The following is a 24,079-nucleotide window of genomic DNA, read 5'->3' as shown; positions in this document are numbered from 1 at the left end:
GGCGCCGTTTAGGCTGTGCACATGTCCGTGTGGGATGAACTGACCGGCCAGGCCGACGCGATCGCGACGTTCCGGTCCGCGGCACAGTCAGCCCTGCGGGTAACGACTCCGGGAACGACGGCCTCGCCGATGGACGTGGCGGAGGATTCCGCCATGACTCATTCGTGGCTGATCACCGGCCCGCCCGGATCCGGCCGGTCGAACCTGGCCTACGCATTCGCGACGGCATTGTTGAGCCCCGGAACCGACGAAGGCGATGAGCTGACCCGACGGCAGGTGGAGGCCAGAACCCACCCCGACCTTGGCGTGCTCGCGACCGAAAACGTCATCATCAAAATGGAGGACGTCAAGAAGATCGTCGCCAGCTCCCAGTTCTCGCCGTCGGTGTCGCGGTACCGCGTGATGGTGATCGAAGACGCCGACCGGATGGTGGAACGCACCTCGAACGTGCTGCTGAAGGCCCTGGAGGAACCTCCGCCACGCACCGTCTGGATTCTGTGCGCGCCGAGCGAGGCCGACCTGATTCCCACGATCCGATCCCGAGTGCGCACCGTGCGGCTGAGAGTGCCGTCCGTTGACGAAGTGGCCGAACTGTTGGTGCGCCGGATGGGTGTCGACCGCGGCGACGCGCTTCGCGCCGCCCGCGAAGCGCAAAGCCATATCGGTATGGCCCAGCGGCTCGCAACCAACGAGCAGGCGCGCGCCCGCCGCTCCCGTACCTTGCAACTCGCCCTCGGCATCCGTTCGGTGTCGGATGCCGTCATGGCCGCGGCGACGTTGCTTGACCTTGCCGGCGAGGACGCCAAGTCCATCACCGTGGAACGCGACGCTCAGGAACGCGATCACGCACTGCGTTCGCTCGGCATCGAGCCGGGCGCCACGATCCCTGCGGTGCTGAGGTCGCAGCTCAAGGCGATGGAAGAAGACCAGAAACGCCGGGCGACGAGGAGTTTGCGCGACGGGATCGACCGCATTCTCGTGGACTTGTTGTCGCTGTATCGCGATGTGCTCCTCATCCAACTGGGCGCGCCGACCGAGCCGGTGAATCTCGCGATCCGGTCCGATCTGGTGCGGGCGGCCGAGGCAACGGATGCCGCGGTAACCCTGGAAATGCTCGACGCGATCACCACCGCGCGGGAACGCATCGACGGCAACGTGTCCGCGGCGCTCGCGTTGGAAGCGATGCTGATCACGGCCAAACGAGGAGCCTGACATGACCGAGGCTCGAACCGCGCGCACCGCGGGCCTGGCGCTCGCGCTGGTGGCCGTGATGATGCTTACCGGATGCGTCACGTCCTTCCTGCCGAAACCGGAGACCACTACGTCGACGCCCACCAACGAGAAGGTGGCGGCCGACCTGGCTCCGTACTACAAACAGGTGTTGCGCTGGTCGGCGTGCGGAGCGTTCCACTGCGCCGACGCAACCGTTCCCCTGGACTGGAATGCGCCATCCGGAGCCACCATCACCCTCGCCCTGATCCGCAAGTCCGCCACCGGAACCTCCCACGGCTCGCTCCTGGTGAATCCGGGCGGCCCGGGAGCCTCCGGGTATGACTTCATCCGCGACAGCCTCTCCTACGCGGTCTCGCCCAAGCTGCAGGCTGCGTACGACATCGTCGGGTTCGACCCGCGCGGGGTGAACCGCTCCTCCGCGGTGAAGTGCTACGACGACCCCAAGCAGATGGACGCGTTTCTCTACGACATTCCACCCTTCCCGATCGGCACCGATCAGTGGATCGACTACCAAGAAAACTCCAACGCCGAATTCGGCAAGGCGTGCCAGTCCTTCACCGGGGCCCTGCTCGGCCACGTGGACACGGTGAGCGCCGCCCGCGATCTCGATGTGCTGCGGGCCGCATTGGGCGACAAGAAGCTCAATTACCTCGGGTACTCGTACGGCACGCTGCTTGGTGGCACCTACGCCGAACTGTTTCCCAAGAAGACAGGCCGCCTGGTGTTCGACGGCGCCGTCGACCCAGCCACCACGGAATTTGAGGTGACCAAGACCCAGGCGACCGGATTTGAAAGCGCGCTGCGCGCCTTCGTCACCGACTGTCTATCAGGCAGCAAGTGTCCGTTCCGCGGCAGCGTGGACGATGCGATGCACACCATTCGCGGCCTGCTCGACAGTCTGGATGCCAGCCCGCTGCGCGCTGACGACGGCAGGATGCTCGGCAGTGCCACAATGTTCAGTGCCATCATCCTGCCCCTGTATAGCCACAGCAACTGGCCGTACCTCACCGACCTGTTCGGCAAGGTGATGAACGGTGATGCGAACTACGCGTTCCAGCTCGCGGACAGTTACAACAACCGCAGACCGGGCGGCGGATACAACGACAATTCCACCGAAGCCTTCATCGCCATCAACTGTCTGGACTATAAGACCACGAGTACAAGGGCAAGCCTGCGGGAAGAGGCGGCCCAACTGAAGGCCGCCGCACCCGTGCTCGGACCACAGATGGCCTACGGCGGAACTTCCTGCGCGAACTGGCCGTTCCCCGCCACGCGGGACCGGGAACCGATCGTCGCCGCCGGTTCAGCCCCGATCCTGGTCGTCGGTACGACCAACGACCCGGCGACGCCCTATGTGTGGGCGAAGACCGTGGCGAAGGAACTGCAGAATGGTCACTTGGTGACCTTTCACGGTGAAGGTCACACCGCGTACAACAAGTCGAACTCCTGCGTGAACGATGCCGTGGACGGTTTCTTCGTCGACGGAACAGTGCCGAAGAAAGACCCGCAGTGTTGATCGTCGGTGCGACAATGTGGGCATGAGGATGATGCCGTGGTTCACCTGCACCCTCGTGGCCGAGGAGCCGACATGAACACCGAGGCTCCCGGACTGCGCGAACGCAAACGGTTGGCGACGCGACACGCCATTCAGCTCGCCTGCCTCACCCTGGTCGCCGAAAGCGGCCTGGACAAGGTTACAGTCGAGCAGATCAGCGCCCAGGCGGACGTGTCACCACGCACGTTCTTCAACTACTTCCCGACCAAAGAGGCAGCCCTGGTCGGCGACCCACCCGCCTTGCCGGCCGAGGACGAAGTGGCGGCATTTGTCAGTGCGGGTACCGGACAGGGAATCGTCTCGGGGATCGGCGGCCTGCTGGCCCGTTCGGCAGCCACCACCGAGGACAAGGACATCGTCAACCTGCGACGCAGGCTCCTGAACAAGTACCCTCATCTCTTCGCGATGCGGATGAGCGCCATGCACCAACTCGAAGATCAACTCGCGGCCGTGGTTGCGCGTCGGCTCACCGTTGACGACCCGGTGCTGGCCGCCGATCCAACGGCGCTCGCCGAACGGTCCAGGCTCATCGCTCTGGTGGCATTGGCGGCGTTGCGGCACGCCTGGTCGAAGTGGGCCGGTGCCGGCGGTGGCCCGGGATTGCCACGTCGGGTGCGCGAATCGTTCGACGAGCTCGAAACGGTTCTCGGAACCGTCGGAGCACGATGATCGGATAAGCTTTCTTGCTGTGTCGTGGCTACGCCTACGCCACGCCGCCTTAGCTCAGTCGGTAGAGCATCTCACTCGTAATGAGAAGGTCGTCAGTTCGATTCTGACAGGCGGCTCCACAGAGGCTGCCCCTCACCCTCGCCGGTGATCGAGCCCGCGTCCCCACCAAGGGGGACAACCGGCGGAGCGAAACGCCCCCAAACCGAGGGGCAATCGAAGCTTGAGGCTCACTGCGGCTTGTCAAGCCCTTCTCAACACGTTTAGCGTGGGAGGTGCGGCACTGCAGAGGGGTATGTTCCGCAATCGGGGGATTCAAGTGAAGAAGCGATCTGCGTTGCTGGTTGCCGTGTTGACGGCGGTGATCACGCTCGTACTTCCGTTTGTCGGAGGTAGCGGGCCTTCGTTGGTCGGCGAGACAGCCGCTGCCGCGACACAGACCGGAGTTCCGGTCTTCGCCTCCGTCATGAGGCCCGCGGCGTCGGCTGTCGTCTCACCCGCGGCCAGTTCGGTATCGCCCATCGCCTATTCCGCCTCAGCGCGCAGCTTGCAAAAGCCCACCACGTCAGCAACACCAGCCACCGCAACCACCGCGCTCGACACCGAGCACCTTGCGCAGAAACCCGTTCCGAAGCCGGTCGTGGTGGAGGCCGAGGCGCCGACGGCGAACCCGGGAACCGGGAGCGCTGCGAGGGCCCGCACGGCGGCACCGCGTACGGCGGGAACCGCCAAGGCAGGGGCACCGGCAGGCGCTCCCGCGGCATCCGGAGGCGGCTGCCCGCCACCTGTGGGCGGCGGCACCGGCGGGGCACCCGGGGCCTCCTACGACGGCGGCGCGATCACCGGTACGACATCCGCCGACCTCGCGTCTTTCGCGGCTACCTACAATTCCATCCGGGTGGCGAACTGCCTCCAGCCAGTGCCGATGAGCCACTTCCGCTTCGACGGATGCATGGAGACCCGGCTGGTCTGGATGGCCGAAGACCCGAGTACCGACCCGATGAGCGCCTGGGGGCACATGGGCTCACAGCGTAGCGACGGGGTACCGAGCCGCGGCTGCGACGGCAACCTTGCCGGCGGCTCAGGCAACACCGGCGCGACGGTGGCGCAGAAATGGTGGAACTCGCTTTCGCACCGCCTCTCGCTCTACAAGCCGTCCTACACGGGCAGTACGGCCGGCGTGTGCATCTACTTCGCGATGACTCACGGCGGCATCCCGAACGAATCGTACGCGTTCACCAGGGCCGCGTCTCGTTGGGGCGGCTGCTGACGACTGGATGCTAGATTCCTCCTGGCGAATCCGAACGGGTTCGGCAGGAAGGAATCCATGGCAGGCGCGCTTCGCTGGGGAATCCTGGGCACCGGCGCGATAGCACACCTGCAGACCGCCGATTTGATGGGCGACGGCTTCACGGTCGCCGCGGTCGGCTCACGGCGTCGGCAGTCGGCTCAGGCCTTCGCCGACCAATTCGGCATCAGCACGGCACACGGCAGTTACGAGGCCCTGGTGTCGGATCCTCAGGTCGACGCGATCTACGTGGCCACCCCGCATCCGTTCCACGCCGCCAATGCGCAACTCGCACTGAGCGCCGGCAAACACGTGCTGGTGGAGAAGCCCTTCACGCTCAACGCCGCCCAGGCCCGGGCAGTGGTGGAACTCGCGGCCCGCAAACACCTCGTGGTGCTCGAGGCGATGTGGACCAGGTTTCTGCCGCACATGCTGCGCATCCGCGAGATCATCGCCGCCGGCACACTGGGCGAGGTGCGCACCGTGATCGCCGACCACAACCAGTTGCTGTCCGGCGACCCCACCAACCGGCTCAACGCGCCGGGCCTCGGCGGTGGTGCCCTGCTCGACCTGGGCATCTACCCGGTGTCGCTCGCCGTCGATCTGTTCGGTGTGCCGAACTCGATTCATGCGATCGCGGCGAAGACCGCAACCGGGGTGGACCGCCAAACCGCGATGCTGTTCGGCTACCCGGACGGACGGCAGGCGGTGCTGCACACCGCACTGGACACCCTTGGGCCGAACACCGCGGCGATCATCGGCACCGCCGGCCGCATCGAGATCGACCCGGTCTGGTACACGGCCACCGGGTTCACCGTCTACGACGGCCGGGGCACGCCTATCGAACGGTTCACCTCCGAGATCACCGGACGCGGCATGCAGTATCAGGCCGAGGAGCTGGAACGGCTGGCTCTGCTTGGCGAAAGCGCCGGGACCATCCTCCCGCCGCAACAGAGTCTGCGGATCATGGAGGTTCTCGATGAGATCCGCCACCAGATCGGGCTGCGTTACCCGGGGGAGTGACGGGAAGGCAGGCACTAGGTGCCGGTTATCATGTAACGGATGATCCCGCCAGAAAAGCCGACCAGCCGCCGCGCCGCGCGCGCCGCCAGAGACGGCGCAACCAGAGACGGCGCCACCAACGGCGGGCAGCCGGAGGGTGGTGAGGCCACCCAGCGGCTCGAGGTGCCGGCAACGGAGGCCTTCTTCCTGCCTCCCGCACCACCGACGTCAGCACCGACGCACACTAGCGAATTTGTGCCAGAGCCGGAGCGCCCTGCCCCGTCCGGTTTTCTCGCCGGGCTGTTCGTCAGGCATCCGCGCGCCTGGATCGCCACGGCACTCTCGGTCGTCTTCGTACTGCTGGGCACCGGCTCCGTGTTCGCCGGAAGCCTGATGGCGCCCGAGGCCCCAGCCGAGCCGAACACCGCGGCACCGCTCGTGGCCACCAGCGCCTCCCCGACTCCCACCGCCGACCCGGCCCGGCCGGTGCCGGCCCACCCTGCGGCCGCGACTGCGCTGCGCACCTGCTCGGTGGCCGCGTTGGCGGCGGACCCACGACTGCGCACCTTCGAGGGGGTCGTGGTCAACACCGCGACCGGGGACGTGCTCTTCGATCGTTCCGCGTCGAAGCCGGCACCCACGGCGAGCGTTCTGAAAGTCTTGACGGCCGCCGCGGCGCTTGCCATCCTCGGCCCCGACGCCCGATTGACCACCCGGGTGTTCAAGGGCACCGAACCCGGCAGCATCGTGCTGGTGGGTGGCGGCGACCCGACGCTCAATGCCGGCTCGCCCACTCTGTACGCCGGCGCGCCGAGCCTAGCGGATCTGGCCGCACAGACCAAGGCGGCCTGGGAAAAAGACAGCGACGAGCCGATCACCAAGGTGATCCTGGATGCGACGATGTGGGATCCCGCCGACAACTGGAACGCGAGTTGGGGCGAAAGGGCGCTCGCTGACGGCGACCAGACCAGGGTCAACGCACTGATGGTGGATGCCGGAAGGTCTGATCCATCGCGAGGATCCAGCAGGCGCAGCGCCACACCCGTGGCCGACGCCGGCGCCGCATTCGCCAAGGCGCTGGGATTGCCAGCCGGGGTCGACATCGTGCCGGGAACCGGAAAAGCGGGCGAGCCGATCGCCCAGGTGCAATCGCAGCCAGTGAAGACGTTGATCGGCCAGATGCTCATCGACTCGGACAACACCCTGGGCGAGATGCTGGCCCGGGTGACCTCCGTGTCGTCCGGCGCCGGAGGAACCTCCGCATCACTGGCCACGGTCATCCCGAAGGCGCTGGCCGCCTACGGCATCCCTACCACAGGAGTCGTCATCAAAGACGGTTCGGGCCTGAGTGCCGACAACGCGGTGCCGCCCGCGTATCTCGCGGCACTGATGACCAAGGTCTTGGCCGGCAAGCAGAATCTCGGGATCATCTACTCCGCGCTCCCCGTGGCGGGGAAGACCGGAACCCTGAAAACCCGCTTCAGCGGTGACAGTGCCGCCGCACGGGGCCTGGTGAACGCCAAGACCGGCTGGATTGGCAGTTCCCGAACCCTGGCCGGTATCGCGCACTCGCCGGATGGCAGCGCGCTGTCCTTCGCCTTCTTCGCCCTTGGCAGCAATGTGGCGGCCAACGCCATGACGGCGCTGGACAACCTCACCGCGGGCGTTCTCAAGTGCGGAAACAACCTCTCGAACAACTGAAACCAGAATGATGGCGCTCGCCGTCGCGAAGGCGGACCGCCGAGTCGCAACCGGTGAGGAAGCCGCCGGAGTCGCACCGATCAAATCCTGCCGTGCCATTGACATCGTTCAATAGTGTCGACCATAGTGGAGTTGTCCACTTAGCGGACAGCAGTCCGATATTGCTACGATGGCTCTGAGAGTGACCCAACGATGGGGAAGGAACGACGGTGGAATTTGGTTTGCTGATGCTCCGGGTGATCCTCGCCGCCCTGTTGTTCGGCCACGCGACGCAGAAGGTTTTCGGGTGGTTCCGGGGCCAGGGTGCACGGGGTACTGCCGCGAGCTTCGAGGCCTGGGGACTTCGTCCCGGACTTCCCTTCGTCATTCTCTCCAGCTGCTCGGAGTTGGTCGGCGCGACGCTGATCGTCCTTGGCGCGCTCGTGCCGTTGGGTGCCACGATCGTGGTCGGCACCATGTTCGTTGCGGTGGCGTACAACTTCCGACACGGAATCTGGGCTCACCAAGGCGGCTACGAGGTCGCACTGGTCTACGGGCTGCTGGCGGTGGTGCTGGCGGCCACCGGACCCGGGGGATGGTCGATCGATTATCTGCTTGGGCTGAGCTGGTTCCACGGTGCCGCCTGGGCGGGCGGTGCGCTGGTGGTCGGCGTACTGGGTGCCCAGGGCCCACTCGCGCTCCGTCGTGCCGGGATGAAAAAGGCCGCCGAGCCAGAAGCAGGCCTTGCCCGTTGACCCTCACAACAGGACACCAGTTTTCGCTCCGTAACTGTTCGATGACGAAAGAAGGATAAACACCGTGGCACATCTCGCCGCCGTGCTGGCGACCACCCATCATCCGTTCTACCTCAAATTGACCTCGGCGCCTCCCGAGGAGCAGATCCCGCAGGCACCCGAGTGGAAACGCAAGGTGGAGGCATACCGCGAGACCCTCACGGCCGCTAAGCCAGACGTCCTGGTCATGGTCGGCGCCGACCATTTCCATCAGTTCTTCCTGGACAATTACCCGCAGTTCCTCATCGGCAAGGCGCCCAGGTACGACGCCACCTTCTACAACGAAGAGCGCGAATTCGAGATCCCCAAGTACGTGCTCGAGGGCCACGAAGAGTTGTCGCAGTTCATGCTGGAGGGCTTGATCGACCGCGGCTTCGACATGGCGTTCAGCAACGAACTCAAGCTGGACCACTCGATCATCTGCCCGATCATCACCACCAGGCCGGATGCCGACCTTCCGGTGGTGCCCATCTACACCAACATCTTCGCGCCGCCGTTCCCGACGCCGCAGCGCTTCTGGGACCTGGGCCGGGCCATTCGCGAGATCATCGACGAGTACCCCTCCGACCAGCGGATCGCCGCGGTGGGCAGCGGGCATCTCTCACTGGAGCTCGGCGGGCCGCGCCAGTTCGAACAGCACGGTCCTGACCCGGAGTTCGACAAGCGGGCGATCAACTGGCTGGCCACCGGCGACGTGGAGGGCCTGCTGGCCAACGTGACCCGGGAGAACCTGGGCACCGCAGGCAATGCCACGCACGGCTTCCTGGACCTGGTCACCATGATGGGGATCGCCGGTCCGATCGAGGCATCGTACGTCGATCAACTGGACCTCTTCCATACGCGTGAGGCCTACATCACCTGGTATCCGAATGGGGTGGAGAAATGAGCAAGTACTACGTCGACAAGTTCCTGTACACCACTGACCGGGACCCGCTGTTGCTCCAGCAGTACAAGAGCGAGCCGGCCGCCTACATGGAGCGTTGGGAACGCGAGATCGGGCCGCGCCTCAGCGACGCCGAGACCACGAGTTGGACCAGCTTCACCCCGCAGGAGCGGCAGGCCCTGATCGACCACGATTACGTGACGCTGTTCGAGCTGGGCGCGCACTTCTTCCTGTCGTTGACGATCTACATCGGCATCTACAACGACGATTACGTCGCCAAGTCCGGACCGCTCTCGTTCCAACTCGAATACGGCGCGAAGCTCCAGCACTGGCGCGGAAAGGAATACCCGTCGGTGATCTGTTGAACCGGGAGTTCCATCCCACAACCGCTTCGCCGAACATCCGTGTGTCCGGTGCACAGTCCAGCATTATGAGGAGCCAGCAGTGACCACGACATCGACCGAGCGGGATGTGCTCGCGAGGGCGCGCCTGAGACCGGCCGCGACGGGGCCGCTGGCCGGCATGATCGTCGCCGACTTCTCGCGCATCCTCGCCGGCCCGTACTGCACAATGTTGCTCGCGGACCTCGGTGCGACGGTGATCAAGGTCGAATCGCCGGCCGGGGACGACACCCGTAGCTGGAGCCCGCCGTCCCGCGGTGACGACGCCACGTACTACCTCGCCATCAATCGCAACAAGAGCTCGATTGCCCTTGATCTTAAGGATGCCGGCGACCTCGCGGTGGCGCACAAGATTGCCGCCAGCGCCGATGTGTTCATCGAGAACTTCAAGCCCGGCGGGCTGAAGCGCTTCGGACTGGACTACGACTCGGTGGCTCGCGACAACCCCGGTATCATCTACTCGTCGATCAGCGGGTTCGGCACGAAGGAGGGCGCCGGCCTGCCGGGCTACGACCTGCTGGTGCAGGCACTGTCCGGTCTGATGAGTCTCACCGGTTCCCCCGACGGGCCGCCCTACCGGGCCGGCATCTCGGTCTTCGACGTCATGACGGGACTGCATTCCGGTTTGGGCATATTGGCGGCGCTGCACCACCGGACCGAGACCGGCGAGGGCCAGCACGTCGAAACGAACCTGATGTCCTCCGCACTGTCCGGACTCGTGAATCAAACCTCGGCCTACGTGGCGGGAGATTTCATCCCGCAACGGATGGGCAACGCGCACCTGAGCCTGTTCCCCTACGAACCGCTGCCCACCGGCGATGGCGAGCTGATCGTGGTCGCGGGGAACAACGGTCAATTCGCGAAGTTGTGCGCCGCCTTGGATCTGCCGGACCTGCCCGAGGACCCGCGGTTCTCCACGCCCGCGCAGCGTAACAGCGAGCGAGAACAACTCCGGCCGCTCCTGCTGGAGCGGCTGGGTCGACGCACCGCCCAGGAGTGGTTCACGATCCTTTCCGATGCAGGCATCCCGTGCGCACCGATTCAGGATGTCGCGCAGGGTGTGCAACTGGCAGAGCGTCTCGGGCTGGAGCCGGTGGTGAGCGCCGGCGCCGGGGAGGCCGCAATGCCGACGATTCGCAACCCCATCACCTTCTCGCGGACTCCGCCAACCTACGACCTCGCGCCGCCCAGCCTCGACGGCGACCGCAGCGCGGTGCTCGACTGGCTCGACTCCCTCCCCTCTACCGAACGGAAGCTTCCCGCATGACTGACACCGCCGACCAACCGTCGTTCCCCACCTCGATCGGCACCTCTACCCCCACCACGATGTCGCTGCTCGGGCACGACATTGCCACCGAGATGCTCGGCAAGGTTGCCTTCGGAGAGCTGGCGATGTGGCTGATGACCGGCGTGCGGCCCACCGCAGGCCAGGCGCGGGTGTTCGACGCGGTGATGGCCGGTCTCGCCGACCACGGCCTCACCCCGATCGCCATCGCCTCCCGGCTCACGCTGTATAGCGCACCCGAGTCGATCCAGGGCGCGCTCGCCGCGGGGTTGCTCGGCGGCGGCTCGCGGTTCCTCGGTGTGACCGAAGACACCGGACGGTTCCTAGCCAAGGCACTGGACTCCGCCGAGCGCGCACCAGAGTCGGATGCCGACTTCGATGAATTGGCCCGGGCCGCGGTCCGCGCGGCGCGTGCGGAAAAGAAGCTGGTCCCCGGCCTTGGGCATCCGGTGCACAAGACCGGCGATCCCCGCACGCCGGTGATCATCGCCATTGCCGAGGAGGAGGGCCTGCGCGGGCCGCAATTGCGCCTCTTCGAGGCCATCGGCCGGGTACACGGCGAGATCCTCGGCAAGACGCTGCCGCTGAACGGCGCCGGGGTCTGCGGTGCGGCGCTGGCCGACATCGGTGTGCCACTCGCCCTACTTCGCGGAGCCGTGCTGCTGGCCCGGTGCGCCGGTCTGCTCGGCCACCTGGGCGAAGAAATGCGGCGTCCGATCGGCGAGGCGGTATACATGACTGTGGATCGCCACGCGTACTACGCACCGGACGACCGCAGCTGACGCGAAAGGCACCGAATGCGACGAGACTCCAGCCCGGACTTCATTGAGGCGATCGCCAGGGGTCTCGACGTCATTCGCGGCTTCGACGCCAACCGGCCGGTGATGTCCCTCAGCGAGGTCGCAGTGGCTTCGGGGCTGCCCCGCCCCACCGCCAGGCGCATCCTGATCACGCTCGAGCAGCTCGGCTACGTCCGTTCCAGTGACGACGGGTTCACCCTGACCCCACGGGTGATCGAGTTGGGCATGGCGTACATCGGTTCGATGAGCATCTGGGACGTCGTGAGGCCGAGTCTTGCCGACCTGGTGAGACAGACCAATGAGTCGAGCTCCGTGGCGCAACTGGACGGGTCGGATGTCGTCTACGTTGCCAGGGTCGCCGTGCCGAAACTGGTGACCTTGTCGGTGACGATCGGCACGCGGTTCCCCGCGCTGTCCACGTCTTTAGGCAAGGTGCTACTGGCCGCGCTGACGCCGGAAGAACTGGATCGCACGCTCGAATTGCCGACCCGCTCCGGCCTGGTTCCGCGATGGCAGCCGGATCGGGACGAGATCGATGCGGCACTGAACGTGGTCCGCGAACGTGGTTGGGCCATCACCGACGAACAGCTGGCGCGCGGCATCCGTTCGGTGGCGACCGCGGTGCGCGACGGGGACGGCCGCACCGTGGCCGCCGTCAACGTCAACTCCAACAGTGCCGAGACCTCGATCGAGACGCTGACCGGCCATCACCTGCCGCTCCTTCTAGCGTGCGCGGATGCGATCAGCTCGGACTGGATCGCCTGGCATTCCCGCCCGCTTCAGGTCATCTCCGAGTGATCGCTTTCCGGACAAGTGTGAGCGCCGCGGCGGCCACGCTCGTCCGGAAAGCGATCGGTAGCGTCGGTTAGGCGCGACCGAGCAGGCTGGTCATCGCTTCCTCGACGGCACTTTCTGCGCCCTCGGCCGCGGCGGGGGAGCGCCAGGCAACCACTCCGTCGGGCCTGACGATGATGGCGCCGTCGGCGGCCAGCCCGTACGCCTGCTCGAACAGCCCATCCGGGGCGACCACGTCGCCGCCGGACCCTACCAGGAGGCCTTTCAACGGCAAGGATGCCCGCTTCGACACCGCGGCCGCCGCATCACGCCAGGCAGCGCCGTCGGATCCGGCCAGCAGCACATACGCGTCACGGAACAGATCGTGGATCGAGATTTCGGATCCGTCGTGCTCCACGGACAGATGCGGGCCGCGGCCGCCGACGTCGGTCAGCGGAGCGCGCGGATCGTGCACCGCGCTCTCGCGATCCGGGTCGACGGAGGCACCACTCGGGTCGACGACCGCGCCGGAGCGGTAGATGCTGCCGAGTTCGACAGCCTCGGCGGCCAGCGGAGCAGCCAGTGGCTTGGTGTCTGTCGTAGCTCGCTCCGCGTAGCGGCCGGCGTAGATCGCATAGGCCTGTTCCATCGTCATCAGCCCGGAGGGACGCCGTTCCGCGTCATAGCTGTCGAGCAGTTCGGGCTGCGCTTTGCCCTGCAACACCATGGCGAGCTTCCACGCCAGATTGTGGGCATCCGCGACTCCGGTGTTCCCACCCCAGCCGCCAGTGGGCGGCATCGTGTGGGCGGCGTCGCCGACCAGGAACACCCGGCCGTCGCTGTAGCGGCGTGCGGAGCTGGCGGAGGCCTCCCAGCGTTGCACGCTCGTAATCTCGACCGCCGTGTCTGCCGGGCAGCCGAGTGCCGTCTTGACGTATTCGATGCAACGTTCGTCGCTGAGGTCGGCGATGAGGTCGCGGTGCTGGCCGGTTGCCGGATCGGTCACGGAGAAGATCGAGAGGAAGCCGGCTTGCTTGTCGAAGGAGAAGCGGAAGAAGCCGAGCAGCTCGGGGTGCAGCACGTAGATGACGCTGAGGTTGCGGTCGCCGATCATCTCGCGCATGTCGGCCCGGAAGTAGACGGTGATGCACTCTGAACTCCCGTGCCCGTCCATCTCGATACCCAGCTGCTCACGGGTGCTGCTGTGTGCGCCATCGGCCGCGACCACGTACTGGGCCTGAACGGTGTGCGTCTCGCCGCTGTCCCGGGAGCGCACCTGGGCGGTGACCCCGTCGTCACCCTGCGTGAGCGATACGACCTCGGAACCGAAGTAGTGGGCGGCGCCGCGCTGCGCCGCCGCGTCTCGCAGAACCGGCTCTAGGCCAACCTGGGTGATGAAGAGGCGAGTCGTGGCGCTGAGATCTTCAACGCCCTCGTTCCAGGACTTGTAGAAGTACTGCAGTTCTTTCCCGCACAAGCTTTCAACGGCGACGATTGCGCCGTTCTGCTCGAACTCGAGGGCCGCGGCCTCCTCGACGACGTTTTGCACGCCGGCGTGACGGAAGACCTCCATGGTGCCCTGATGGAACGATGCCGCGCGCGGGTGAATGGCGGTTCCACGATGCTTTTCCACGACGATGTTGGGTATCCCGTAGGTGGTTAACAGCAGCGAGGTGGTCAACCCCACCAGGCTGCCTCCCACGATCAACACCGGGGTGGTGTGGTCCTGCGTCATGGTCGCATCTGTCATCGTCGGCTCCGTTGCTCTTCGAGGGTGTCCGCCATGCGGACAAGTGACCGGCGGCGGAGGTTATCTGAAATTATGGTTCAACCGTTGCTTCTGTGTCAAGCGTGCGCCCTCCGCCCTGTGGCTCCGACCGTCGTTGACGGGGCCCCGCGGCCATGAGTACTATGGCAGTGTCCGTCACGCGGACAGCCGTACGCAGTTTTTGAACCCGGCAGTCAACTCAACGTAGAGAAGGATTATCGTGCAGTCGCAGACCCCCAGGCCCGATTTCGAATCCGGGCACCCAGTCGTATTCCGCCACGGAACGGTCCTCACCATGGATTCCGCCGGAGTGATCCATGACGGCGACGTGCTCGTCGTCGGCGAGAACATCCAGGCGGTGGGCCGGAACCTCCCTGTGCCGGAGGGCACCATCGAGATCGACGCCGCCGACGGCATCCTGATGCCGGGCATGATCGACACCCACCGCCATATGTGGCAGACCACGATGCGCGGCTATGGCGGGGACTGGTCGCTGAGCCAGTACTTCGTGTTCTACTACCTCAGTTGGGGAAAGTTGTTCCGGCCGGAGGATGTCTTCGCCGGAAACTTGCTCGGCGCCATCGAGGCCATCGACAGCGGCGTGACCACCACGCTCGACTGGTCGCACGGACTGCAGACAACGGATCACGCCGAGGCGGCACTGGAAGCGCTCAAGGCGGTGCCGGGCAGATTCGTGCTCGGCTACGGCAACCTGCTCGGCGCACCGTGGGAGTGGGCAACCGCCCCGGAGTTCAAGGCCTTCGTGGAACGGCACTTCTCCGCAGCAAACGACATGCTCTCACTGCAGCTCGCCTTCGACGTCACCGGCCAGCCGGAGTTCCCCGAGCGGGCTGCGTTCGAGGTGGCGCGCGATCTGGACCTCGCGGTCACCACTCATGCCGGCGTCTGGGGCGCCACCACCGACGATGGCATCCTGCAGATGTCGGAGGGCGGATTCATGAACCCCCGTGTCACCTATGTGCACGCGTCGACGCTGAGCCAGGATTCCTATCAGCGCATCGCCGCCAGCGGCGGAAACGCGTCGGTGTCGGCCGAGAGCGAGGACAGCGCCGGTCAGGGCTATCCGTGCACTTACGAACTGCGCAGGCACGGCATCCCCGTTTCGCTGTCCATGGACACGAGCGTGTGGTGGAGTGCTGACGCGTTCTCCGCCATGCGTGCCACGCTGAACGCCGACCGGGCGCGTGACCACCTCGGCGCCCACGCGCGCAACGAGACGGTGGTCGGCAACGACGTACGCGCGGAGGACGTAGTGCGCTACGCGACCGTGGGCGGCGCCCACGCGCTCGGTCTCGAGGACCGCATTGGCACGCTGACGCCGGGCAAGAAGGCCGACATCGTGCTGATCAAGAACGACGAATCCCCGACCATGACCCCGATCCTGAACCCCTACGCTCACGTGGTGTTCCAGGCTGGCCGCGGCGATGTGCACACGGTGGTCATCAACGGAAAGGTGGTCAAGTTCGACGGCCACCGACTCACGGGCGACCTGCGACAGGCGAAGGATGCCGTCGCCAACACCGTGGACTACCTGCGGTCATCGATGGGCGAGGAGGCCTGGGCCGAAGGCATGACGCCGGAGCTGCCACCAGCGGAGCTCATCCCGAACCCCTACACCTACACGTCATGGGACGGGGGCGACCGGCTGGTGCGCGCGGAGGACTGACCCGGCCGTGGGGGTCGCCCCGTGCACACGGGGCGACCCACCGGCTGCACCTGGCTACCCAGCTTGTAGTCCGGCATCGGTTCGCCCTCCCGGGTGTAGGAGAACCCGTCCGCACCGATGGTGATCGTCGCCTCGGCCGTCTCGGTACGCTGACGCATTCGCTACCGTTTGACCTCGGCGACGGAGAGCTTAGGCGTAGTTGGCCTGCACCGTTTTCGCCGCCAGTTTGAGCCGCTCGGCGATGACCTCGGTGGGCTGATTGCTCGTCACGTAGACCACGGAAATCGCCGACGGTGCTTGTCCGTGCACTGTCACGGGCACCGAGACGGAGGACACGCCGGCGATCACCTCACCATGGCTGACGGCGAAGCCACGCTCTCGGGCAAGCCCGACCTCACCGCGCGGATGCCCGTGCGGCAGCAGCAGTGCGAGGTCTTCATCGGGCAGGGAGCACTGGATGGCCATACCCGGCGCACCGACGCTGACGTGGTGCCGGGTACCCGGCCGTTGCGCCACCGACCCGTTCAGGTGCCGGGGCTCCACGCTCACCAACGTCACGCACTCGTCACGATCGAGCACGACGAGAAACGCCGTCATGCCGAGTTCGCCCGCCAGCGCGGTGAGTTCGGGCAGGACCGCGGCCTGCAGGTTGCGGGACACTCCGCCAGCCAGGGCGGCCAGCCGGGGTCCCAGTGCCACACCGCCGGCATGGTCTCGCACCACCAGGCGGTGATCCTCGAGGGTGCGCATGATGCGGTACACGATGGAACGGTGCACCCCGAGTCCCGCGGCGAGTTCCGCGATCGTCATCGGCTCGCGGGACTCGCTCAGCAACTCGAGCACGCGGATGCCCCGAGACAGTGTCTGAGAGTGCGGTACGGTCCGGCTTGTCATTGACGTCATCGTGCCCTATCGTAAGCAGAGTTCCACTATAGAGTACTGCGTTCGATAATCGAACACGATCAGCCTAAGGGATCAATGATGATTGCTACGCCCAAGCATCCAGGCACCAAGGTTTCTTCGGTGCTGCACCCGCACGCGCAGCACTTCCGGGGCAGCCTGGGACGATTCGCCACCGGCGTCGCAGTGGTGACGTTCGACAGCGACGAGGGGCGGCACGGGATTACGGTCAACTCGTTCACCTCGGTATCGCTCACACCGCCGCTGGTATTGGTGAGCATCGCCAAGACCACGAAGTCCCACGATCAGCTGGCAGGCCGGCCGTTCACTGTCAATGTGCTCGGCGCCGAGCAGCGGGCCCTGGCGAGCAACTTCGCCGGCGCGCCGACCGGGGAACCCCGCTGGGTGGATGGCACGGTGGCGCCGCGGCTCTCCGGTGTGCTGTCGTTCTTCGAGTGCACGCCGTGGGCGGCCTACGACGGTGGTGATCACACGCTGTATCTGGGTGAAGTGATCAACTTCGACTACCGCGCCGGCGATGCCCTCGGTTTCGTCAACGGCCAGTTCACCACCATTCCCGAGTACCTGCTCGGGCACGAAGCGCTTCTCTGACACATTTTCGCCGCACGATCCTTTTCGCCGAACAGCACGATCCCTCCACCGAACAGCACGATCCTTTCCACCGAACAGCACAACCTTTCCCACCGAACAAAGGAGTCATCACATGGGCATCAGAACCGGGCAGCAGTACCTCGACAAGCTGAACTCGATGCGGCCGCACATCACCATCGACGGCGAAGTGGTCAGCGAGAACCTCACCGAGCATCCGGCGTTCAAGAACGTCGCGCACACGTACGCGAAGCTCTTCGACATGCAGCACGACCCGAAATACCAGGATGCGCTCACCTATGACTCGCCGAGCACCGGCGACAAGGTCGGCGTCTCCTTCCTCATCCCGCGCACCATAGAGGACCTCGAGCACCGCCGCGCCGGCATCCAGGTCTGGGCTGAGTACTCCAACGGGTTCCTGGGTCGCACCGGTGACTACATGAACAGCTCGCTCACCGCGTTGGCCGCAGCCGAGAAGTGGTTCAGCCAGGCCGGCCCAGAGTACGGCGAGCGCATCCGCAACTACTACGAGCTGGCCAGGGAGAACGACCTGCTGGCCACCCACACGCTCATTCCGCCGCAGGTGAATCGCTCGGTGTCCGGCAGCGAGCAGCTCGGCGGGCAGCTGTCGGCGCGCATCGTTGAGGAGCGCGAGGACGGCATCGTCATCCACGGCGCCCGGATGCTCGCCACCATCGGCCCGATCGCCGACGAGTTGCTCGTGTTCCCCTCGACCGTGCTGCGCGGCACGCCCGAGGATGCCCCGTACTCCTATGCGTTTGCCATCCAGAACGACGCGCCCGGGCTGCGTTACCTGTGCCGCACGTCGCTGCACAACGGAGGCAGCGTCTTCGACGAGCCGCTGGCCGGCCGTTTCGAGGAGATGGATGCGGTGGTCATCTTTGACAACGTGTTCGTGCCGAACGAGCGTATCTTCATGCTCGGGCACCCGGACCTGTGCAACGCGTTCTACTCCGAGACCGGCGCCGCGGCGCTGATGACCCAGCAGGTCGTGACGCGCACCATCGCGAAGAGCCAGTTCTTCCTCGGGCTGGCCAGTGAAATCGCCGCGGCCATCGGCATCGACGGCTTCCTGCACATCCAGGAGTCGCTGGCCGAGCTCATCGTCGACGTGGAAATCGGCAAGGCGCTGATGCGTGCATCCGAGGTGGATGCGCAACTCAACGAGTGGGGGATGATGCAGCCCAAGTGGGAGACGCTGAACGCTGCCCGCAACTGGTACCCGAAGATCGCGCAGCGGTTCCCGCAGATCATCCGCACCTTCTGCGCCAGCGGCCTGATGGCGCTGCCGGGCGAGGCGGATCTGGCCAGCGACGCGCTGCCGGACATCGAGCTGTACCTGCAGGGCAAGTCGCTGACTGGGCCGGAGCGGATCAAGCTGTTCAAGCTCGCCTACGACGCGTCGATCTCCGGGTTCTCCTCACGGCAGGCGCTGTACGAGTACTTCTTCTTCGGCGACCCGGTGCGGATGGCCGGCGCCCTGGTGAAGAGCTACGACGCCGAGCCGCTGCAGCAGCGCATCCGGGACTTCCTGGCCCGCGCCGACTGACCGCATCCCGACTCCCACCCCGGCTGCCCAACCCGTCTCAAGGAGATTCTGTCGTCCCTGGCTCCCCGCATCGGTGGGCAGGCCCCTCGGTGACAGTTTTTCCTTGAAACGGGCGTGGGTCGCAGGCGGTGTGACCCGGCATTAGGGCCCGAACGGCAAGTTTGTTTCGTGCGAGAGGAACGCCTCTAAAGTTGCCAGGCGGTGGTTGCGGGCTGCCATCTCCACCGTCGAGGGGTCGGCACCGCTTTCGATGAGGTCGAGCAGGGCTGAGTGCTCCTCGATCGATTGCCGAGCCCGTCCCGGAACGAAACGGAACGTGGTTTCCCGCAGCGTACGCAGCCGTATCCACTCTTTGTTCACGACGTCAAGGATGTGCGTGTTGGGGCAGCGGGCATACAGCACGGCGTGCAGGTCGAAATTCAACCTGGTGAACTTGTTCGGATCGAAGTGCTGGAGACATTCCTGCAGTTCGCCGTTGAGCCGACGCGCGACCTCGAGTTCGCCGGGAGTGATGAACGCGCTCGCCGCACCGGTTGCGTAACCTTCGACGATGCTGAGGGCCTGCATAGTGGCGACGTACTCGGTGGTATTCAGCACGGCGACCTGTGCGCCGATGTTGGGTTTGAAGGTGACCATGCCTTCCGACTCGAGCATTCTGATCGCCTCGCGCACCGGCACAACGCTCATTTCGAGTTCGGCAGCGATTTGGCCGAGGACAAGCCGGAATCCCGACGAGTACGTTCCATTTGATATTCGTGTCTTGATGAAGTTACGGGCGCGCTCAGACTTGCTACCGCTTGTTGACGTGTCAGCGTGAATTGTCGTGGCTCCTTCGTCTGATCAGCCGGGTAGTGCCGCTCTCAATTCTCTGTGCTGCTGCCGTACTCCGCCAAGAGTTGCCCGCCCGGCCCGCTTCCTTACCCGGCGACGCCACAAAGCAACATGCTATATATAACATCGATATATTCCATCGTATATGACAAGATGTTGATAGATAATACATATGATGAGCAACTTGACAAGTGCGAGTTGGCTTGGGTAACTTTCGAGGAATGTCGTCAGAGAAGACGCCACCTACGGAGGTCAACGTGCAGTCACGCAGCAATACCGTCCATGGCCCTCGGCTTCGTCGGGGTGTTGTCTGGAAAGCCTTGCCCCTGCTCATAGCATCGGCGGTCGCTCTCACCGGGTGCGCGGCCGGACCGGGCGAAACACCCGACCCCGGCAAGGAAGCCACGGTTACCGACCAGGGTGTCACTAAGGACACCATCAAGATCGGTATCCTCGGCCCGTATTCGGGTTCAGCGTCGATTTACAGCAAGGCCGACCGGATGGCGGAGGCGCTGTACAAGCAGGTCAACGAGAAGGGCGGCATCAATGGTCGCCAAATCGAGATCGTGACCGGGGACACCAACTGCGACGCGGCCAGTCTCCAGGGCATCATCCGTAAGTTCGTCGAGCAGGACAAGGTTTTCATGATCAACGGCGGATCGTGCAGCAACGCGATCGTCTCGGCGAAGCCGCTGATCGAGCAACTGAAGATTCCCTTCCTCACCGTCAACGCGGCCAGCGCCACCATCTCCAACCCGGCTGTGAAGAACCTCTTCCACGCCAAGGCGACCGTGGAAGAGCAGATCAAGGCGATCGCGGCGTTCATGGAATCGAACAAGGATGCCAAGACGGTAGCCGTCGCAGCCACGAGCGATGAGTGGGGACAGGGTTATGTTCCGCCGCTGCAAAAGGACCTTGGCGGCGGCAAGCTCAAGATCTCGACCATCGAGCAGCTCGACCCGCAAGGGGGCGACTCGACACCGGCCATCCGCAAGATCATCAACAGCAAGGCGGACATGGCGGCCGTGTTCGCTTACCCGCAACCGATGACGGTTTTCCTGCAGAGCGCACGCCCCCAGGGCATGAACATCCCCATCGTGACCGGTGACGGGACCAGGCCGGAGGAGCAGATGGGCCGCCTGGGTACCAGGTCATTGGCCGAGGGGTTCTTCAGCGTGTACTCATACACCGCGACACTCGATGACGCCCGGTTCGCTCCGTACAAGGACCTGTTCACCAAGGCAAACCCTAGTCTTGCTTGGGACACCGTCGCGCTCGAGGGTGCGGTGAGCGCGGAGTTCAACATCGCGGTCCTCAAAGAAATGGGCGATGAGCTGACCTGGGACAACTGGATCAAGACGGCGGAAACCCTGAAGTTCGACAGCGTCGTCAGCGGACCCATGGCATTCAAGCCGTTCGATGCCGCTGATCCGCAGTCACGCCGTCCCGGTATCCAGCTGAAGTTCAGCGCGCTGGACCCGAAGTCGGACGACGCCAAAGTGGTCGTGGTCAAGGACTGGAACGAGTGGCTGAAGGTCAGTAAGTAATCGCCGATCCCCGCACGGTGGGTCTGTATTGCCCGCAGACTCACCGTGCGGCCCGGACATCGGCCCGCATCAGCGCTGCAGATCGGGTTCGGTTCCGGCCAGACAGGCGGCCATCCACCGACTCTGCACACCCGTCACTACTGCGAAGGGCCACACCGTGGGTTCAATCTTCCTAGACCTGATCCAGGTACTCATAGCGGGCTTCGGCCAGGGGAGCATCTACGCCTTGATGGCACTCGGGTTGACGCTCATCTATCGCTCCACGACGACGCTCAACTTCGCGCAGGGTGCCCTCTTCATGCTCGGGGCTTTCCTGACCTTGGAACTCATCATGGCCGGGGTGCCGTACCTGCTGGCTATTCCGCTTGCCCTGATCATCCTGGCGGTGCTCGGACTGACCATCGACAAACTTGCCTTCCAGCCGCTGCTGAAGAAAGACCACGTCACCCAGGTCTTCGCGACCGTGGCGATCTCATTCATCATCGTTGGTGCCGTTCGCTTCGTCACCGTGGACCAGCGCGGCCTGCCGGCCTTGCTCGGCGGCAAGGGCTACCTGGAAGTCAGCGGCGCCATCATCAACACGCAGTATCTGATGATGATCGCCAGCCTCATCGTGGTCGGGCTGCTGCTCGCCTACTTCTTCCAGCGCACCCGCATCGGCCTGGTCATCCGCGCCTGCACCGACAACCTGCGTGGCGCCGACCTGGTCGGGATCAACGTCAAACGCGTCTTCGCCATCATGTGGGGGCTCGGTGCTGTGCTGGCCGGACTCGCCGGAATTCTGGCCGCCCCCACTTTGCTGGTCAGTCCGGATGTCGGCAACACGCCGCTGGTCATCGGTCTCGTGGCGATGGCCCTCGGCGGCTTCGGCAGCATTCCGGGCGCCGTCATCGGCGGGCTGCTCATGGGCCTGCTCGAGCAATTCGCCAACTTTTACGTGTCGACGCAACTCGGGGCGGTGGCCGGCTTCCTGGTCGTCCTCGTCCTGCTCATCGTGCGGCCCAACGGAATCATGGGCTTCCGCGGAATCCGATTGCAGGTGTCCCGATGAATGAGGTAACCGTGCGTGCCGGGGCGAACAAGTCGACCGCGCTGCTGGATAGGGTTCGATTGAACGCCGACGGCTCCCGCTGGCGCTGGATCGTCGCGGTCGTGATCCTCGCGATCGTGCTGGTCGCGCCGATGTTCATGAACGGCTATCAGGTCTCGATTCTCGCTCTCGCCGTGTGCTACATGGTCGCCACGATCGGCTTCAACATGTCGCTCGGCTGGGCGGGCCTGCTGATCTTCACCGGGTCGGCGTTCTTCGGGTTCGGCGCGTTCGTCGGCGGTCGGATGGCGGTGCTCGGCCTACCGACCGAGGTGGTCATCATCATCGCCGGCCTGGCCGGCGGCGTACTCGGGCTGGCCTACGGCGCTTTGACGGTGAAGCTCAACCACTACTACTTCGCCATCACGGGCATCGCGCTGATGTTTCTGCTCGACTTCTTCTACCGCACCTTCCCGGCGATCACCGGTGGCTACGGCGGGTTCTCCATCCCGATGCCGAAGCTGCTGGTGCTGGGCAACACGCCGCTGGTGTCTGGAAGTTCGTACTACTACTTCGGAATCGTGCTGGTCATCATCGCCTTCTTCGCCGCGCGCCGGATTGAACGGTCCCCGCTTGGCCGGAGTTGGCGTGCGGTGCGCAGCAATCCCGGGGTTGCCTCCGGGCTCGGCGTCGACGTCTGGCGCAGCAAGCTGTACGCCTTCACCATCACTTCGGTGTACCTCTCGGTCGCCGGATCCTGGTACGGCTATCTCTCGCTGCGGTTCTTGCCGGAGACCTACCTGTTCAACGAGCTCATCTTCATGTTCCTCATCCTCATCGTCGGCGGCCTCGGCTCCACCACCGGAATGATCGTCGGATCCTTGCTGCTCGTGCTGCTCCGCGAGTACCTGCGCGGCTTCCCCGGCATGAGCGAAATCATCTACGGCGTCGTGCTGCTGCTGGCGGTCCTGTTCTTCTCCAAGGGAATCTACGGCGCCGTCACGGCTCGCATCCGAGCACTGAGGGAGCAGGTACTATGACCACCGAGCCGATCCTCGTGGCGCAGGACATCGTGGTCCGGTTCGGCGGGCTGACCGCCGTCGATGGGGTGTCCGTCGACCTCCAGCCGGGACGGATCACCGGGCTGATGGGGCCGAACGGCGCGGGCAAGACCACCTTCTTCAACACCCTGAGCGGTCACCAGCCGGTCACCTCTGGCCAGGTGTTCCTTAAGGGCAAGGATGTCACCGGGCTGTCCGCGCACGGACGAGCCAGGATGGGTATCGCCCGGACCTTCCAACTCGGCGGCCTGGTCGAAGACCTGAGCGCGATTGAGAACATCGCGCTCGGACTGGACCACGGCGGGCGGATGACGGGAAAGTTCCTCCGCCGGCGTCAGGTGCGGGCGGCGGCGGAGCAGATCCTGGCCGACTTCGACCTCGCCGACGTCGCAAATCGGCTCGGCTCCGATCTGGGCGCAGGACTGCGCCGCCGGGTCGAAGTGGCCAGAGCGATGGCGGCCGAGGCGAGCGTCGTCATGCTGGACGAGCCGGCCGCCGGCCTGACCGTCTCGGAGCGGGACGAACTGGCAGCGCTGCTGGCCAGGGTCGCCGACGCTGGAACGGCCATCCTCATCACGGAACACAGTTCCGACTTTCTTTTCAACGTCTCCGACGAGGTCGTGGTCATGAACTTCGGTGAAGAACTGCGACGAGGAACACCAGCCGACATCAAGAACGACCCGGCGGTCGTCGCCGCGTACCTGGGTTAGGGGCG

General features: G+C 65.2%; 22 protein-coding genes and 1 tRNA gene. 20 read left to right on the top strand and 3 right to left on the bottom strand.

The window, feature by feature from the left end; genetic code table 11:
• Positions 1-21 precede the first annotated feature (21 nt).
• The 13 genes from ABFX56_RS06300 to ABFX56_RS06240 all read left to right on the top strand — a co-directional run bounded on the left by ABFX56_RS06300 (position 22) and on the right by ABFX56_RS06240 (position 12,385).
• Positions 22-1,212 carry a DNA polymerase III subunit delta' gene (locus ABFX56_RS06300; RefSeq protein WP_346232408.1) on the top strand — a complete coding sequence of 397 codons (1,191 nt, stop codon included), beginning with the start codon at positions 22-24 and terminating at the stop codon, positions 1,210-1,212.
• A 1-nt stretch (position 1,213) separates the two neighbouring features.
• Positions 1,214-2,749 carry an alpha/beta hydrolase gene (locus tag ABFX56_RS06295; protein ID WP_346232407.1) on the top strand — a complete coding sequence of 512 codons (1,536 nt, stop codon included), beginning with the start codon at positions 1,214-1,216 and terminating at the stop codon, positions 2,747-2,749.
• Positions 2,750-2,821: 72 nt separating this feature from the next.
• A complete protein-coding gene (locus tag ABFX56_RS06290) occupies positions 2,822-3,457 on the top strand; it encodes a TetR family transcriptional regulator (protein ID WP_346232406.1) in 636 nt (211 codons plus the stop codon).
• A gap of 43 nt (positions 3,458-3,500) precedes the next feature.
• Positions 3,501-3,576, top strand: a tRNA-Thr gene (locus tag ABFX56_RS06285).
• Between the two features lie 197 nt (positions 3,577-3,773).
• Positions 3,774-4,724 (top strand): hypothetical protein, encoded by a 951-nt coding sequence (locus ABFX56_RS06280; protein WP_346232405.1) that lies wholly within the window; start codon positions 3,774-3,776, stop codon positions 4,722-4,724.
• 57 nt (positions 4,725-4,781) lie between these two features.
• On the top strand, positions 4,782-5,765 hold the full coding sequence (locus ABFX56_RS06275) for a Gfo/Idh/MocA family protein (protein ID WP_346232404.1): 984 nt from the start codon (positions 4,782-4,784) through the stop codon (positions 5,763-5,765).
• A 39-nt stretch (positions 5,766-5,804) separates the two neighbouring features.
• Positions 5,805-7,445, top strand: a complete 1,641-nt coding sequence (locus ABFX56_RS06270) for a D-alanyl-D-alanine carboxypeptidase/D-alanyl-D-alanine-endopeptidase (protein WP_346232403.1) — start codon at positions 5,805-5,807, stop codon at positions 7,443-7,445.
• Between the two features lie 209 nt (positions 7,446-7,654).
• Complete coding sequence (locus tag ABFX56_RS06265; RefSeq protein WP_346232402.1) at positions 7,655-8,179, top strand: DoxX family protein; 525 nt, start codon at positions 7,655-7,657, stop codon at positions 8,177-8,179.
• 64 nt (positions 8,180-8,243) lie between these two features.
• On the top strand, positions 8,244-9,104 hold the full coding sequence (locus ABFX56_RS06260) for a DODA-type extradiol aromatic ring-opening family dioxygenase (protein WP_346232401.1): 861 nt from the start codon (positions 8,244-8,246) through the stop codon (positions 9,102-9,104).
• A complete protein-coding gene (locus ABFX56_RS06255; RefSeq protein ID WP_346232400.1) occupies positions 9,101-9,466 on the top strand; it encodes a hypothetical protein in 366 nt (121 codons plus the stop codon). The genes ABFX56_RS06260 and ABFX56_RS06255 overlap by 4 nt, the downstream gene beginning before the upstream one ends.
• A 79-nt stretch (positions 9,467-9,545) precedes the next feature.
• On the top strand, positions 9,546-10,769 hold the full coding sequence (locus ABFX56_RS06250) for a CaiB/BaiF CoA transferase family protein (RefSeq protein WP_428834406.1): 1,224 nt from the start codon (positions 9,546-9,548) through the stop codon (positions 10,767-10,769).
• A complete protein-coding gene (locus tag ABFX56_RS06245) occupies positions 10,766-11,569 on the top strand; it encodes a citryl-CoA lyase (protein ID WP_346232399.1) in 804 nt (267 codons plus the stop codon). The genes ABFX56_RS06250 and ABFX56_RS06245 overlap by 4 nt, the downstream gene beginning before the upstream one ends.
• 15 nt (positions 11,570-11,584) lie before the next feature.
• Entirely contained in the window at positions 11,585-12,385 is an 801-nt protein-coding gene (locus tag ABFX56_RS06240; protein WP_346232398.1) for an IclR family transcriptional regulator domain-containing protein, read from the top strand.
• A gap of 67 nt (positions 12,386-12,452) precedes the next feature.
• On the opposite strand, the gene ABFX56_RS06235 is transcribed toward ABFX56_RS06240, so the two are convergent.
• Entirely contained in the window at positions 12,453-14,111 is a 1,659-nt protein-coding gene (locus tag ABFX56_RS06235; protein WP_346232397.1) for an FAD-dependent monooxygenase, read from the bottom strand.
• A 313-nt stretch (positions 14,112-14,424) separates the two neighbouring features.
• Between ABFX56_RS06235 and ABFX56_RS06230 the strand changes: the two genes are divergently transcribed.
• On the top strand, positions 14,425-15,816 hold the full coding sequence (locus tag ABFX56_RS06230) for an amidohydrolase family protein (RefSeq protein WP_346232396.1): 1,392 nt from the start codon (positions 14,425-14,427) through the stop codon (positions 15,814-15,816).
• Between the two features lie 189 nt (positions 15,817-16,005).
• Here the strand turns inward: ABFX56_RS06230 and ABFX56_RS06225 are convergent, their stop codons facing one another.
• Complete coding sequence (locus ABFX56_RS06225) at positions 16,006-16,710, bottom strand: IclR family transcriptional regulator (protein WP_346232395.1); 705 nt, start codon at positions 16,708-16,710, stop codon at positions 16,006-16,008.
• 84 nt (positions 16,711-16,794) lie between these two features.
• Here ABFX56_RS06225 and ABFX56_RS06220 point away from each other — a divergent pair, with 84 nt between their 5' ends.
• Entirely contained in the window at positions 16,795-17,328 is a 534-nt protein-coding gene (locus ABFX56_RS06220; protein WP_346232394.1) for a flavin reductase family protein, read from the top strand.
• A gap of 112 nt (positions 17,329-17,440) precedes the next feature.
• The gene (gene hpaB / locus ABFX56_RS06215) at positions 17,441-18,895 is read left to right on the top strand and encodes a 4-hydroxyphenylacetate 3-monooxygenase, oxygenase component (protein WP_346232393.1); all 1,455 of its coding nucleotides are present in this window, start codon (positions 17,441-17,443) and stop codon (positions 18,893-18,895) included.
• Positions 18,896-19,036: 141 nt separating this feature from the next.
• On the opposite strand, the gene ABFX56_RS06210 is transcribed toward hpaB, so the two are convergent.
• On the bottom strand, positions 19,037-19,714 hold the full coding sequence (locus ABFX56_RS06210) for a GntR family transcriptional regulator (RefSeq protein WP_346233159.1): 678 nt from the start codon (positions 19,712-19,714) through the stop codon (positions 19,037-19,039).
• 332 nt (positions 19,715-20,046) lie between these two features.
• On the opposite strand from ABFX56_RS06210, the gene ABFX56_RS06205 reads away from it, so the two are divergent.
• From ABFX56_RS06205 to ABFX56_RS06190, 4 genes are all read left to right on the top strand, one after another.
• Positions 20,047-21,273: an ABC transporter substrate-binding protein gene (locus ABFX56_RS06205; RefSeq protein WP_346232392.1), complete on the top strand. Its 1,227-nt coding sequence runs from the start codon at positions 20,047-20,049 to the stop codon at positions 21,271-21,273.
• A 157-nt stretch (positions 21,274-21,430) separates the two neighbouring features.
• Positions 21,431-22,324: a branched-chain amino acid ABC transporter permease gene (locus ABFX56_RS06200; RefSeq protein ID WP_346232391.1), complete on the top strand. Its 894-nt coding sequence runs from the start codon at positions 21,431-21,433 to the stop codon at positions 22,322-22,324.
• The gene (locus ABFX56_RS06195) at positions 22,321-23,343 is read left to right on the top strand and encodes a branched-chain amino acid ABC transporter permease (RefSeq protein ID WP_346232390.1); all 1,023 of its coding nucleotides are present in this window, start codon (positions 22,321-22,323) and stop codon (positions 23,341-23,343) included. Before ABFX56_RS06200 ends, ABFX56_RS06195 begins: the two co-directional genes overlap by 4 nt.
• Complete coding sequence (locus ABFX56_RS06190) at positions 23,340-24,074, top strand: ABC transporter ATP-binding protein (protein WP_346232389.1); 735 nt, start codon at positions 23,340-23,342, stop codon at positions 24,072-24,074. The genes ABFX56_RS06195 and ABFX56_RS06190 overlap by 4 nt, the downstream gene beginning before the upstream one ends.
• The last annotated feature ends 5 nt before the right edge of the window (positions 24,075-24,079 follow it).

The sequence above is a fragment of the Parafrigoribacterium mesophilum genome (genome assembly GCF_039652555.1).
Lineage (GTDB): Bacteria > Actinomycetota > Actinomycetes > Actinomycetales > Microbacteriaceae > Parafrigoribacterium > Parafrigoribacterium mesophilum.
The sequence above is the reverse complement of the archived record's forward strand: the minus strand, read 5'-3'. Positions and strand labels throughout refer to the sequence as shown.